Here is a 13,787-nt window from a genome sequence, read left to right on the forward strand (position 1 = left end):
GCTGTGGATCACACCCACCGGCCACTGGTACCTCAACGGCCCCGACCCCTGACCGGACGCAGGGAACCAACCCCGGGAACATGCTGCGGCCCAAGGGAGGTCCGCCGTGCGTTGCGCATTTTGGCCATGACCAAACTGAGTCGCGACGCGGCTACCCCGGTTGCTACTATGCGGCCATGAACACGTCCGCATGTCAGGTGATGATGCCCCGCTCACGGGGCCGCTGACGCTGCACGGACGATCGTTTCCGAGGCCCTGTTACGGGGCCTCGATTCATGTCTGCGGTCGGAGCCCCGGATCTCCTGGAGGTTCCAATGACCACAGCGCACACCTACATCACCACCACGATCCCCTATGTCAACGCCCGCCCACATCTGGGATTCGCGTTGGAGCTCGTGCAAGCAGACGTGCTCGCCCGCCATCACCGCAGGCGCGGCGACCACGTCAGGTTCCAGACCGGCACCGACGACAACTCGCTGAAGAACGTGCTGGCCGCAGAAGCCGCCGGCATCGGCGTCCAGGAGTTCGTCGACGGCAACGCCGCCGCGTTCACCGCGCTGGCCGAACCGTTGTCGCTGTCGGTCGACGATGTCATCCGCACCAGCCGCGACCCGCGGCACCGAGGCGGGGTCGAGCGGTTCTGGCGGGCCTGCGCCGACACCGGTGACCTCTACCGCAAACACTACGAGGGCCTGTACTGCGTCGGCTGCGAGCAGTTCTACACCCCAGCCGAGCTGAATGACGGTCACTGCGCCGAGCATGGCACCAAGCCGCAGCAGGTCGCCGAGGAGAACTGGTTCTTCCGCCTCTCCCGCTACACCGGCCGGTTGCACGATCTCATCTCCACCGGTGCTCTGCGCATCGAGCCCGCTGAGCGCCGCAACGAGGTCCTCGCCTTCATCGCCGGTGGGCTGGAGGACTTCTCCATCTCCCGATCGACGGCCCGCGCACACGGCTGGGGCATCCCCGTGCCCGGCGATCCCAGCCAGGTCATCTACGTGTGGTGGGACGCACTGGGCAACTACCTCACCGCCCTGGACTACGGAACCGGAGGCAACGACCACCAGCGATGGTGGACCGGAGCCGAACACCGAATCCACCTGGTCGGCAAAGGCGTGCTTCGCTTCCACGCCGTCTATTGGCCGGCCATGCTGCTGTCCGCCGGACAGTCGCTCCCGACCGACATCCTGGTGCACGACTACCTCACCGTCGACGGCCGCAAGATCAGCAAGTCCAATGGCGTCACCGTCGACCCGGCCGCACTCGCCGAGAAGTACGGCACTGACGCCGTCCGCTGGTGGCTGCTGCGCGAAGTACCCCGCGTCGGAGACGCTGACTTCACCCTCGACCGGCTCGTCGCCCGCGCCAACGACGAACTCGCCAACGGATTCGGCAACCTCGTCAACCGGGTCGTCGCCATGACCCACCGCTACCGCGAAGGACAGATCCCCACCGGCGAAGCGCCGGCCTCTGGCGGGGAAGGCCTCCAAGAGGCAGTCCGGCGAGCACCCCGCCTCATCGACACCGCGCTCGCTGAATTCGACTTCCGCAAAGCCACCTCCGCAGTCTGGGGCATCGTCGACGAGGCCAACCGCTACATCAACCACATCCGCCCCTGGGAACTGGCCAAGATCGAACGCGATGGCGACGAGCACGCCGGGCACCAACTGGACGCGGTCCTGGCCACGCTCATCCGCGCATGCCGGACAATCGCCGAGCACCTGGCATCATTCCTGCCCGACGTCACGGCCCGCATCACGCGGCAATGCGCAGCCGTGGACGGACGGCTCCCCGAGCCCTCACCCATCTTCAAGAGGGTCGCCACAAACAGATCGGCGACCACGCCGGAATCCGATCACAAGGAATCCGACAAATGACTTTGCCTGATGGCGGAACGGGGCCGGATCGGGCAGGGACGCGGAGGCCCCACCCGTACCTGGCACCGGCGGTCAGATCTCCTTGAGGAACCCGGAGTCGACGGCGAAGTCGGCGCCCGTGGTGCTCGCCGAGCGTGGTGAGGCGAGCAGGGCGATCACATCGGCGACCTCCTGCGGCTCGGCGAGACGGCCGGTGGACAGCTTCATCATCTCCGGTGCGACCCTGTCCATCACACTGTCCCGGTCGGTGCCCACCTGGGCCGCGAGGATGTCGGCGGCGCCGCCCTCCTCGGTCCACCACGCCGTCCGGACGGGGCCCGGCGAGACGGTGTTCACCCGGATGCCCTGGGGCGCGAATTCCTCCGACAGCGCCTTGGTCAGGTTGTTCAGCCCCGCCTTGGCCGCGTTGTAGTCGACGTTCATGGCGGCGGGCAGCCGGGCGCTCCCCGAGGAGACGTTGACGATCGCGCCGCCGCCCCGCTGGAGCATCGGCGGGATGGCGGCGCGGACGGCGCGCACGACCGAGAACAGGTTGAACTCGAACATCGCCCGCCAGTCGTCGTCGGTGGGGGCGAGGAACGAAAAGCGCGGCAGGGCCACGCCCGGCGGCGGGCCGCCGGCGTTGTTCACCAGGATGTCGAGCCCGCCGAACTCCTCGACGGCACGCGCCACGATCTGGCCGGGCGCCTCGGGATCCATCAGGTCGGCCGCCACGTGCAGGAGCCCGGTGCCGCTGAGCGCGTCGAGCTCCGGAGTGCTCTTACGCGAGGCGGCCAATACGCGGGAGCCCTCGGCGAGCAGCGTGCGGGTGACGGCCAGGCCGATGCCCTTGGAGGCGCCGGTCACGACCGCGACCCGGCCGGAAAGCTGCAGATCCATAAATGTCCTCTTCATCGTCGCGACCCACCCGGTCAGGGGGGCTTCTTCACTGGAGCAAAGCTATGGCGGGTGTCGGGCTCAGGTCCGGCGCGATTCGGACCAGCAGTTTCAGCTGATTCCGGCGCTGCATCCGGCAGGACCGCCCATCGGCCCGTACGACCGTCATGAGCCCACAACGCGGGCAGCAGCGTTCGCTCGAAAGGGGCAGGGCGGCCACCACCGCGGCGGGATGTGCCACCGGACCAGGAGACCGAGTCTGAGAGGGCAGCCCCACCGATTTGGAGGCATCAGTGCCCTTTCCCCGTATGACGACGCTCGCGCTCAGCGCCGCGATGGCGCTCGGCGGGCTCACCGCCTGTTCCTCCGGCGGCGGTGCCGCCGCGACCCCCACGGCCTCGAACTCGCCGAACGCACAGCAGGTGGCCGCGCTCTACCGGCGGCTCTCCCAGTGCATCCGCGACAACGGAGCGCCCACCTTCCCCGACCTCGTGCAGGACCCCGAGACCGGCGGCTGGGAGCCGCCGCGGGGCACCGAGGACCCACCGAAGCAAGCGTTCCTCGCCTGCCAGTCGATCGCCGAGCAGATCCCCAAGGGGTACGGCAAGCAGCGGCGTCCCGTGACCGCCGCGGACCTGGCGAAGCTGCGGCGGTTCTCCGCGTGCATGCGTGAGCAGGGCCTGCGTGACTGGCCCGACCCGAACGACGAGGGGGCCTTCCCGCTGCCCGAACGGCTCCTGCGACAGGGCAAGAGAGGCTTCGTCCGGGAGCTCCAGGCCTGCAAGCACCTCCAGCCCGCCGGCACTCGCGGCATCCAGGTCAAGGTGCCCCAGGACGACATGAGAAAAGGTCAGAATGGGAAGTAAGCGCCGTACGGCAGCGATCGTGAGCGGCGCCGTGGCGCTCGTCGCGGTCGGTGCCGTGGCTTACGCCTCACTCGGCACCGGACGGGCCGATCGGCCCGCCACCGCGGCCCCGGCCGCTGCGACGAGCGCACCTGTCGTGCGCACCGACGTCACCCAGAGCCAGCAGGTCACCGGCGCGCTGAGCCATGCCGGCGACTTCAGCGTGACGGCGTCCGGCGGGCGTGGCGTCATCACCCGGCTGCCCGCCATCGGCTCGGTCGTCGGGCGCGGCCACACCGCCTATGAGGTGAACGGCGACCCCGTACCGCTGCTGTTCGGCGAGCGCCCTGCCTGGCGGCCGTTCGCACTCGGCATGACCGACGGCCCGGACGTACGGCAGCTCGAACGCAATCTGGCCGCCCTGGGGCACGGCGCCGGGCTGACCGTCGACCGGCGCTTCTCCAGCGCGACGTACTGGGCCGTACGCCGCTGGCAGCGCGCCCGCGGCCTGCCGGTGACCGGAGACGTGCCGCTCGGGCAGGTGGTCTTCCTCCCCGGTGCGCTACGGGTCACCGCACACGACGCGAAGCCCGGAACACCGGTCCGCGCTGGTGCCGCCGTCGAGCACGGGACGAGCGCCACCCGTACCATCGAGGTCGATCTCGATCCCGCCGTGTCCCCCGGGGTTCGCAGAGGCGACCGGGTGCGGGTGACGATGCCGGACGGCGACGACGCCGCGGGCCGGGTCACCGACGTCAGCCGGGTCGCGGTGACCGGCGACGACCAGGGCGACGGTGCGCCGACCGAGCAGCTCATCCCCATCACGATCTCGCTCACCCGTGGCGGGCGCGGCCACCTGGACCAGGCCCAGGTCCGGGTCGACATCACCTCCGAGCTGCACCGGGATGTGCTCGCGGTCCCGATCACGGCGCTGCTCGCCCGGCCGGGCGGCGGCTACGAGGTGATCGTGGTGGACGCGGGCGCGCGGCGGCGGGTGCCGGTGCGGACCGGTCTGTTCGACGAGAACGAGGGCGTCGTCGAGGTGACGGCACAGGGCCTCACCGAGGGACAGCACGTGGAGGTGCCGGCGTCGTGACGGGCAACGCACTCGAACTGCGCGACGTGCGCAAGGTCTACCCGGGCGACCCCCCGGTCGAGTCCGTACGCGGGGTGAGCCTGGTCGTGCGCGACGGCGAGATGGTGGCCGTACGCGGCCCCTCCGGGTCGGGCAAGTCCACGCTGCTGCACCTGATGGCCGCGCTCGACCGGCCGACGTCGGGAGAGGTGCGGGTGGCGGGGAGCACCGTCACGGGGATGTCCGACCGGCGGCTGTCCGGGCTGCGCGCGCACCGGGTGGGTGTCGTGTTCCAGCGGTTCTTCCTGCTGGAGCACCTCAGCGCGCAGGACAACGTGGCGCAGGGTTTGCTCTACCGCGGCGTGCCGGCCGCCGAGCGGCGGCGCCGGGCGGCCGAGGCGCTGCGCCGGGTCGGCCTCGGCCACCGCGTGCGCCAGCGAGCGGGCAGGATGTCCGGCGGCGAGCGGCAGCGGGTGGCCATCGCGCGCGCGATCGTCGGACGGCCTGCCGTCGTGCTCGCCGACGAGCCGACCGGCAACCTCGACTCGGCGACCGGCGCGGAGATCCTGGCATTGCTGCGCGACCTGAACGCGCAGGGCACGACGTTGGTGATCGTCACCCATGAGGCGGAGGTCGCCGGGGCGTGTTCCCGCTCGATCGAGATGCGCGACGGTCAGGTGGTGGAGAGATGACAGGCCAGTCGACCCGTAGCGTGCTCCGGCCAGGAGATCTGCTCCCGGTGGGCACGCTCGGGCTGCGCACCCGCCGTCTGCGGGCCATGCTGTCCGCCCTCGGCATCGCGATCGGCATCGCCTCGGTCGTGGGCGTGCTCGGCATCACCCGCTCCAGCCAGTCGCAGCTCCTGGCGCAGATCGACCAGCTGGGCACCAATCTGCTCACCGTGGTCAACGGCAGGGACCTCGGCGGCCAGGAGGCGAGCCTGCCGATCACCGCCGCACCCATGATCCGCCGGATCGAGGGCGTGCTCCACGCCGCGCCCACGGCCCAGCTGAGCACCGTCAAGGTCTACCGCAACGACCACGTACCACCCGGTCAGGCCGGCGGCCTGACCGTACGGGCCTGTGACGACTCCCTCGTCGCGGCGCTCGACGGGTCGATGACCGCGGGCCGGTTCCTCAACGCGGCCACCACCCGCCACCCCGTCACGGTGCTGGGCGCCGAGGCCGCACGCACGCTCGGCATCTCCCGGCCCGATCCGGGCACCCGCGTGTGGCTCGGCGGGCATTGGTTCACGGTCGCCGGTGTGCTGAGCCCGCTGCCACTCGCACCAGAGGTCGACCGGTCCGCGCTCGTGGGCTTTCCGGTCGCCGAACGGCTGCTCGGGTACGACGGCCACCCGAGCCGCATCTACGTCCGAGCGGCACAGGACCGGGTCACCGACGTCGCGAACCTGCTGCACGTCACGGCCGACCCCGCGTATCCGGAACGGGTCGACGTCGGCCGTCCGTCCGACGCGCTCACCGCCCGGACGGCAGTGGCGGAGTCGTCGGCGGCGCTGTTCCTCATGCTCGGCGGCATCGCCCTGCTCGTCGGCGGCATCGGCATCGCCAACGTCATGGTGATCTCGGTGCTGGAACGGCGCTCGGAGATCGGGCTGCGCCGGGCTCTCGGCGCCACCCGCACGCACGTGGCGGCGCAGTTCCTCACCGAGTCGCTGGTGCTCGCGGCCTGCGGGGGCATCGCCGGTGTTCTCATCGGGTCGGCGGTGACCACCGCGCTCTCGTACGCTCGGGACTGGTCGGTGCTCATCCCCGGTGCGGCGGTGTGGAGCGGGCTCGGCATCGCGATCGTGGTCGGCGGGCTCGCGGGCCTGTACCCGGCGTCACGAGCCGCCCGGCTGTCGCCGACCGATGCTCTCAGGACCGTCTAGGCTCTCGGCCGCCGGATCCGGGCCGCCGCCCAGGGCGGTTTCGAGCGGCACGAGGCCCTGCTGGAGTCCGAAGATGGCCGCCTGCGTGCGGTCGACCAACCGGAGCTTGGCCAGGATTCTCGACACGTGCGACTTCACCGTCTCCTCAGTGATGGAGAGCCTGCGGGCGATCTGCCGGTTGGTCCGGCCGCGGGCGAGGTCGGCCAGCACCTCGCGCTCGCGTGGCGACAGGACGTCGAGCGCCTGGGGACGTTCCCCCTCGCGGACCTGCCGGACCAGCAGTGCCGCGATCCCGGGCTCCAGCACGCTACCGCCCGACGCGGCGGCCCGTACCGCCTCGATGACCCGCTTGGCGGTGGTCGTCTTGGGCAGATAGGACAGCGCCCCGGCGCGTACGGCCTCTACGACGCGTTCCTCCTCCTGGAAGGAGGTCAGGACGACCACGGCGGACGGCTCGTCCCGTACGGCCGCCAGCACGGCCAGGCCGTCGAGCTCGGGCATGACCAGGTCGAGCAGCACCACATCGGGCCGCAGCGCGCGGATCGCCGTGATGGCCCGCCGCCCGTTCGAGCACTCGCCGACGACCTCGATGTCACGCTCGTTCTCGAGGACGGAGCGCAGCCCCTCCCGCACGACCTCGTGGTCATCGACGATCAGCACTCCGATCACGAGGTCCTCCCCACCGCCTGAGAGCCGCTCGGCAATAGCACCCGTACCGTCGTCCCCTCACCCGGGCTGCTGACGACCTCGAACGTGCCGTCCATGTCGAGCTCGGCCACCCGCTCGCGCATCAGATCGAGTCCCATCCCGTACCGTTCGCCCGCCTCGTCGACCTCGAAACCTCGGCCGTCGTCGCGTACCTCGACGCTGAGCCGGCCGTCCGCCTCCGCGAGGCGCACCTGGATCGTCTGCGGACGGGCGTGCTTGACCGCGTTGCCGAGCGACTCCTGAACCACGCGAAGGACCGCGTGCTCAGCGGCGGGATCCAGCCGCACGTCGGCCAGGCTGGCCACCACCCGGATGCCGAGGCGGATCTCGTACGCCCTGCACAGCTCCTCGAGGGCGGGCACCAGACCCAGGTCCTCGAGGGCGACCGGGCGCAGTTCCAGGAGCAGCGCCTGCATCTCCCGCATCGTCCGGCCTACCGTACGCTCCATCTTCTCCGCCTGGGCCCGGAGGGCGGAATCCTCCGTCCCGCACATGCCGCTGGCGAGCATTCTGAGCGAGAACAGATCCTGGGAGATCGAGTCGTGCAGTTCGCGGGCGATCCGGGCGCGCTCGGAGCGCCTGGCTCCCGCTCCGGCGAGCCGACGCTCGGTCGCCAGCGCGGCGTCCAGTTGCTCGGTCATCCGGTTGACACTGCTTTCGAGCCTGCCGACCTCGTCGTCTCCAGAGGCGTCCACCCGCGTCTTGAAGTCACCGTCCGCGACGGCCGCGGTGACGTCCGCGAGACGGGAGACCCGCCGGATCAGCCGGCCCGTGCTCAGCAGGCCGAACACCATGCCGACCGGGACGACGAGGAGGAGTACGACCCCGCCCGCGATCAGGAACGGACTCAAGATCTCCCCAGATACCGGCGACGCCACCGCGACGGGCACCTGCACGTAGACCGCGCCGAGGAGGAAGGGCTGTTCCGATGGCATCGTCTGACCGGCGGCCTTGAGCTCGTTGATCCGCACGTGATCGGCGGCGGCCTTGAGCTTGCGGATCCGCTCCTCCGAACCGACCGTGAGCACGGGGCTCACGGCCCACACCACCCTGCGGCCGTCGATGGTGGCGATGGCGCCCCCGCTCAGCGACCGCGGGAGTTCGATCGCGAGCCGGGTACCGTCGCCGGGTACGTTCTTGGCCGTGCTCCGCACGACGGCTCCGTCCGGCGTGACCAGCGCCTCGAACCCCACGGCGTCGGGGTCTCCGTTGACCGGAATGCTCAACCCTTGGTCGCCGCCGGACGCGCCGCCCAGCGCCGTCTGCTGGGCACCGTACTTCGCCGTCAGCGTGAGCAGGTCGAGCGGCGCCGAACCCTTGACGTCACCGGAGACCCCGGTCTCGCTGAGCTGCGAGGCCGTGAGGCTCAGTGCTTTGGCGTCCCGATCCGCCTGGGAGCGCGCGCGATCGATCGCGCCGGACCCGGTCAGCATCTGCGGCAGCAGCACGCCGAGCAGGATCACCTCGACGACGACCACGGCGGCCGCGGTGACGAGCATGTACGACACCGCCATGCGAGCCCGCAGGCCGGGCCGGCGCATCAGCCGTGCCCGCAGGACGCGCCCGCGCACCCGCATCAGCCGTGCCACCTCATGTGCCCGACCTCCGCTCGCCCGGAAACGGTCTCAGCGTACGGTCGGGGCCTAGCGGTGTCGTCCCCCGAATCGGGGACCGGCGTTCCCCCGCAGGTGGCTTGTCCCCCCGGGCGTGCCGGAGCCTGGTCAGAGCCGGCGGTACATGATGTGCAGCCCGACGTACCCGTCCACCGGGTGGCGGAAGCCCTCCGGCAGGGTCGCGAGCACCTCGAACCCGAGCGAACGCCACAGCGCGACCGCCCGGGTGTTGGACTGCACGACCGCGTTGAACTGCATCGCGCGGAACCCGTCAGCGCGAGCCCGGTCCACGATGTGCTCGCCCAGCGCCCGCCCGACGCCGCGCCCCTGGTGGTCGGGGTCCACCATGAAGCTCGCGCTGGCGATGTGCCCTGCCGGCCCGCCGTGGTTGCGGACGCTGTTGGCGGTGCCGAGGACCGTCCCGCCCGAGTCGACGGCGACGACCGTACGGCCGGGTGGGGCGGGGAACCACATCTCGCGGGCCTGCTCCTCACCGACGTCGCGATCCCAGGAGAAGGTCTCGCCCGCGGCGACGATGCGGCGCATGAACGGCCACATCGCCGGCCAGTCGTCGGTTGTCGCGTCTCGGATCAGCATGGTGTCCAGCATGGCGGAGCGGAGCTGCGCATCGCGAACCGTTTCAGCCCAGGCCACGGCCGCACGCCTTCAGTTCGGACGGAGCAATACCACATCACAGGACGGAGACAAGCGCGATCACCGATTAATGCCTTCGATGACCTCTCTGGTGATGTCTCTTGCCGCCTGTCCGCCGATATTCGGCAACCACCATCGATACTCGTGTCCCCGAAATCGCTGCAGGCGGGCGCCCTGACGGCAGGACGGGGCCGGAGTCATCGAATGACGGAATTAATGGCGTGGCACTTTCCTCGCGACCGCCCCGCTCCGCACGGCGAACATGAGATGATCACGTTGTCCCGGTCCGGCTTCCGCCATGCCGATCCAAATCGACAAAAGGGTCACGTGCACCAATTACGCCAACCGGTACGAACGGTGATCTTCCCTGCGTAAGCGCGTACATCCAAGTGCAGCGCACATCCAAGTGCGGCTTGAAAGCCTCACACCATCGGACTAGGATCGGCGACCTAGCGACCAGCTATATGGCAGAACGCTTCCTGGCTGCACCGCACAGCAGGGCGTCGCCATGGATAAGGACGACCTAGATGCCCGAGGCTCAGAGCCCGACCGTGCACCAGCGCAGGCTTCGGGTGGAACTGCGCAAGGCCCGAGACGCGGCCGGGTTGACCCAGGAGCAGGTCGCGTCCACGCTGGAATGGTCCCTTTCCAAGGTCATCCGGATCGAGGCCGGTGCGGTGCGCATCTCGATCACTGACGTGCGCGCTCTGCTTCAGCACTACGAGATCCCGAACGACCGGATAGCCGAACTCGTCGATCTGGCGCGGGCGGCGCGCGAGCGGGCCTGGTGGAGCGACTACACGAAGGTCCTGTCGCCGCAGTATCTGGACTACGTCGGCTATGAGGCCGCCGCCTCGACCGTGCGCGTCTTCAACGCCCTCATCATCCCGGGCCTGCTCCAGACCACCGACTACGCGGACGCGCTCGCACTCGGCGTCGCCGACCCGAACAAGCGCGCCGAGGTGAGCGCCGCCGCCGACGTCCGGGTGCGCCGACAGGAGCTGCTCGACCGGGACAACGCGCCACGCTGCTATTTCGTCATCGACGAGGCCGCCGTCACGCGGCAGGTCGGCGGCCCCGTCGTCATGAAACAGCAACTTCGCCACATCACGGCGATGGCCGCACGTCCCAACGTGACCGTCGAGATCGTGCCCTTCACCGCCGGGGCGCACCCCGGCATGAACGGCCCCATCGTGGTGCTCGAGTTCCCCGATCCGGAGGACGACGATGTCGTCTACCTCGAGAACGAGCGCGGAAGCCTGATCAGCCGCGATGTCCGTGAGGACGTCGTCTTCTACCGCGAGTCGTTCGAACGGCTCCGGGGGATGTCACTGAAGCCACAGGGATCGGCCGCCCTGCTCACGAGCATGCTGAACGGCGGCTGAATCGCACGTGACCGGCGTACGGTCAGGGTCTAACGGCGGCCTGGACTACGCGCCGGCAGCGGCCACGCTCCGATGGAACGGCGGGGAGCGCTCCGTCCGCGCCCGCCACCTGCACGGACATCATGTCTCGATCCCGGACATAGCCTGCTCGGGTTCGCCCGTTTACACTGCCCTTTGACAGATTCCTGCACAGCAGTGCTCGGCCCTGGCCTTTCGGGTGAGGTGACAGTCGGCGTGCGAGCGAACACACCGTCATTGGCGGTCGGCAGGTGGAGGGCCTCACAGTGGTCCCGGATTAGGCGTTCACCTTCGCAGGTATTCGCGTCGGTTGTTTGAAATCTCGTCGACAGAGGATTCCCGCAGGCCGCCGAGAGGAGACGGGCATGCCCGAGTTCAAGGCTGAGCAGGTGGTCTGGCGGAAAAGCCGACGCAGCAACCCCACCCAGGATTGCATCGAGGTGGCCGTCGCCGACGGAACTGTGTTGCTTCGGGACTCCAAGAACCCCGACGGGCCGATCATGGTTTTCCCCCTTTCCAGTTGGCAGGCGCTCCTTAACCGGGCCCGTAGCGGCGGACTCAATCCCGGTTGTGATGCACGTCATCGTGCCGCGCGGTTGAGGAACAGCACCACCGCCCCCTGATCCTCGGCATCGGACACGTCCGCGATCTCATCTCTCGGCGTATCCCGCGCCATACCGACCGGCCGCTCGTCCCTGGCCGGCGTGGACTCGGCCTGCGCCCGCTCGGCCGCCTGATAGAGGTACCCCTGGTAGATCGTCCCCTTGGCGGCGATGCGGAACGAGGTGAAGCAGGCCGGATCGAGCGGGCAGAAACCACCCATGATCACGTCGTTGTACAGGGAGGCCGAGACCGCCAGGGCGAGATCCTGGTCCGGGTCCTGAGCAAGGCGCTGTCGCAGCGGCCGGCCGTCCAGCAGCCGGCTCGTCACGATCGGCGCCTGGCCGGCGTAGCCGAACGGTCCCGGAGTGAGGGTGCCGTAGTGCATGGCGAGCCGGAGCCTCAGCCGCTCCAGCACCGGCCGACCGTCGTTGAGGTCGGCCAGCGCCACCTCCATCTGCCGGGTGAACGCCCCGACGGCGTGTGCCACGTCGACGTGCGGCGGCAGGACCGCGAGTTCGCCGTCCCCGCGCGACTCGGTCTTCCAGTCCCCCCGGTCCAGCCCGGCGGCCGCCGCCGCGTCGGTCAGGACTCCGTTCAACTCCGTCTGGGCCAGCAACTGCGCGCGAGCGTCCCGGCGGCTGTACTTCTCGACATCCACCGCCCACAGGAGGCGATAGCCGAACTGGCCGTTGCCCTCCACTTATGTGCCCCCTCCGTACATCCATGTACGTCGTCCATGAGAAGTACGAATCTCACGCGGTGCGGACATCACGTGCCACAGACGGGGATGCACTGGTGTCCTCGGATCGATCACCACGGCCGTCACTCCTCCACGTACCACCCATCATGCCTGTCTGCCACCTGGATGTTAAGAGGCGATCAGAAAGCAATGTGTCTTTCTGCTCGAAGGCTTACAGCTCAAGTCAGACATCCACCTGGCGCCCATTCAATGTCATCTGCTCGGACACATTTCGACACCTGTTCGGCGCACACCGTGACGGGACACGACCGCGGAGTTCGCGCCGCGCGCCGGTGTGCGAACCACCCACGTGACCTTTCCCGCGTCCCCCGATGTGGTTCGGCCTGCGTAACTTGGACATCTGCCGGCTGACGCCGGTTCCCTCTCGTGGCCGCTGCGACGTCTGCGCTGTCTGGGGCGAATGGTTGGATAGATCAACGTTTAGGGTCGATGCTTCGGAGATCTCACGCTCTGGCCGATGCGGTCGTAGTAGCCACACAGGACCGGCGTCGTACCCCCTGGGCGACAACGCCCTGTGACCGCCGTCTCGACCGACGGCACGGCAATGATGTGGGAGGTCATGTGACGCGTCGCGGCTGGGTTCTGTTCTGCCTGATGAGCGTTCTCTGGGGCATTCCGTACCTGATGATCAAGGTCGCGGTCGAAGGGGTCTCGACACCCTTCCTGGTCTTCGCGCGTACCGCGCTCGGGGCGGCGATCCTGCTGCCGCTCGCCGTGCGGAGCGGCCGGATGGGCTCGGTGCGCGGCCACTGGCCCGCGCTCATCGCGTTCGCCGCGTCCGAGATCATCGGACCGTGGTGGCTCATCTCCGACGCCGAGCGCCACCTGTCCAGCTCGATGGCCGGCCTGCTCATCGCCGCCGTACCGATCATCGGCATCGTGCTGGCCCGGTTGCTCGGGTCGGCCGAGCGGCTGGGCGTCAAGCGGTGGGCCGGGCTCACGCTCGGGCTCTGCGGTGTCGCCGTGCTGGCCGCACCCCATCTGCGCGGCGGGGACGCCTGGTCGCTGACCGAGGTGATGCTCACCGCGCTGGGGTACGCGATCGCACCGCTCATCGTCGCGCGCAAACTCGCGGACGTGCCCAGCCTGACCATGACCGCCACCTGCCTGACCATGGCCGCCGTGCTCTACACGCCGGCGGCGATCTGGACCTGGCCGCAGGCCTGGCCGTCCGGGCGGGTCCTCGCCGCCATCGCCGGGCTGGGCGTCGTCTGCACGGCCATCGCGTTCATGGTGTTCTTCGAACTCATCAAGGAGGTGGGGCCGTCCCGGGCGATGGTCTTCACCTATGTCAACCCCGCCGTCGCCGTCACCGCCGGCGTACTCGTGCTCGGGGAACCGCTGACCCTCGTCATCGTCGTCTCGTTCGCGCTGATCCTCTGCGGCTCCGTGCTCGCCACCGCGAGGGACGGCAAGAAGGGGGAACCAGTGCCGGCCCCACTCCCCGTGACCGCCGCCGACCAGGCCCCAGGCTGACCCACT

The 13,787-nt window shown here is 69.6% G+C and carries 13 protein-coding genes; 8 read left to right on the forward strand and 5 right to left on the reverse strand.

What is annotated here, in order from left to right; translation table 11 throughout:
* Positions 1–314: 314 nt before the first annotated feature.
* Positions 315–1,877 carry a methionine--tRNA ligase gene (locus HKK72_RS28065; protein ID WP_187237444.1) on the forward strand — a complete coding sequence of 521 codons (1,563 nt, stop codon included), beginning with the start codon at positions 315–317 and terminating at the stop codon, positions 1,875–1,877.
* Between the two features lie 72 nt (positions 1,878–1,949).
* Here HKK72_RS28065 and HKK72_RS28070 read toward each other — a convergent pair whose 3' ends face one another.
* On the reverse strand, positions 1,950–2,756 hold the full coding sequence (locus HKK72_RS28070) for an SDR family NAD(P)-dependent oxidoreductase (RefSeq protein WP_187237445.1): 807 nt from the start codon (positions 2,754–2,756) through the stop codon (positions 1,950–1,952).
* A 305-nt stretch (positions 2,757–3,061) separates the two neighbouring features.
* Here HKK72_RS28070 and HKK72_RS28075 point away from each other — a divergent pair, with 305 nt between their 5' ends.
* From HKK72_RS28075 to HKK72_RS28090, 4 genes are read left to right on the forward strand one after another with little or no spacing between them, the layout of a single operon-like run.
* Complete coding sequence (locus tag HKK72_RS28075) at positions 3,062–3,619, forward strand: hypothetical protein (RefSeq protein WP_222721224.1); 558 nt, start codon at positions 3,062–3,064, stop codon at positions 3,617–3,619.
* Between the two features lie 19 nt (positions 3,620–3,638).
* Complete coding sequence (locus tag HKK72_RS28080) at positions 3,639–4,694, forward strand: peptidoglycan-binding protein (RefSeq protein WP_187237447.1); 1,056 nt, start codon at positions 3,639–3,641, stop codon at positions 4,692–4,694.
* Positions 4,691–5,365, forward strand: coding sequence for an ABC transporter ATP-binding protein (locus tag HKK72_RS28085; RefSeq protein WP_187237448.1), 675 nt, complete (start codon positions 4,691–4,693; stop codon positions 5,363–5,365). The genes HKK72_RS28080 and HKK72_RS28085 overlap by 4 nt, the downstream gene beginning before the upstream one ends.
* Positions 5,362–6,564: an ABC transporter permease gene (locus HKK72_RS28090; protein ID WP_187237449.1), complete on the forward strand. Its 1,203-nt coding sequence runs from the start codon at positions 5,362–5,364 to the stop codon at positions 6,562–6,564. The genes HKK72_RS28085 and HKK72_RS28090 overlap by 4 nt, the downstream gene beginning before the upstream one ends.
* Here HKK72_RS28090 and HKK72_RS28095 read toward each other — a convergent pair.
* From HKK72_RS28095 to HKK72_RS28105, 3 genes are all read right to left on the reverse strand, one after another.
* Complete coding sequence (locus HKK72_RS28095; RefSeq protein ID WP_315987475.1) at positions 6,517–7,233, reverse strand: response regulator transcription factor; 717 nt, start codon at positions 7,231–7,233, stop codon at positions 6,517–6,519. The two genes, HKK72_RS28090 and HKK72_RS28095, sit on opposite strands and share 48 nt — an antisense overlap.
* Positions 7,230–8,849 (reverse strand): ATP-binding protein, encoded by a 1,620-nt coding sequence (locus HKK72_RS28100; protein ID WP_187237450.1) that lies wholly within the window; start codon positions 8,847–8,849, stop codon positions 7,230–7,232. The genes HKK72_RS28095 and HKK72_RS28100 overlap by 4 nt, the downstream gene beginning before the upstream one ends.
* A 144-nt stretch (positions 8,850–8,993) precedes the next feature.
* Positions 8,994–9,539 (reverse strand): GNAT family N-acetyltransferase, encoded by a 546-nt coding sequence (locus HKK72_RS28105; RefSeq protein WP_315987476.1) that lies wholly within the window; start codon positions 9,537–9,539, stop codon positions 8,994–8,996.
* A gap of 527 nt (positions 9,540–10,066) precedes the next feature.
* On the opposite strand from HKK72_RS28105, the gene HKK72_RS28110 reads away from it, so the two are divergent.
* Together HKK72_RS28110 and HKK72_RS28115 are read left to right on the forward strand one after the other, a co-directional pair.
* Positions 10,067–10,924: a helix-turn-helix domain-containing protein gene (locus HKK72_RS28110; protein ID WP_187237451.1), complete on the forward strand. Its 858-nt coding sequence runs from the start codon at positions 10,067–10,069 to the stop codon at positions 10,922–10,924.
* A gap of 383 nt (positions 10,925–11,307) precedes the next feature.
* A complete protein-coding gene (locus HKK72_RS28115; protein WP_187237452.1) occupies positions 11,308–11,565 on the forward strand; it encodes a DUF397 domain-containing protein in 258 nt (85 codons plus the stop codon).
* Here the strand turns inward: HKK72_RS28115 and HKK72_RS28120 are convergent.
* Positions 11,523–12,245: a hypothetical protein gene (locus tag HKK72_RS28120; RefSeq protein ID WP_187237453.1), complete on the reverse strand. Its 723-nt coding sequence runs from the start codon at positions 12,243–12,245 to the stop codon at positions 11,523–11,525. The two genes, HKK72_RS28115 and HKK72_RS28120, sit on opposite strands and share 43 nt — an antisense overlap.
* Before the next feature lie 621 nt (positions 12,246–12,866).
* Between HKK72_RS28120 and HKK72_RS28125 the strand changes: the two genes are divergently transcribed.
* Positions 12,867–13,781 carry a DMT family transporter gene (locus HKK72_RS28125; RefSeq protein ID WP_187237454.1) on the forward strand — a complete coding sequence of 305 codons (915 nt, stop codon included), beginning with the start codon at positions 12,867–12,869 and terminating at the stop codon, positions 13,779–13,781.
* The last annotated feature ends 6 nt before the right edge of the window (positions 13,782–13,787 follow it).

This window comes from Actinomadura sp. HBU206391, assembly GCF_014323665.1.
GTDB lineage: Bacteria > Actinomycetota > Actinomycetes > Streptosporangiales > Streptosporangiaceae > Actinomadura_C.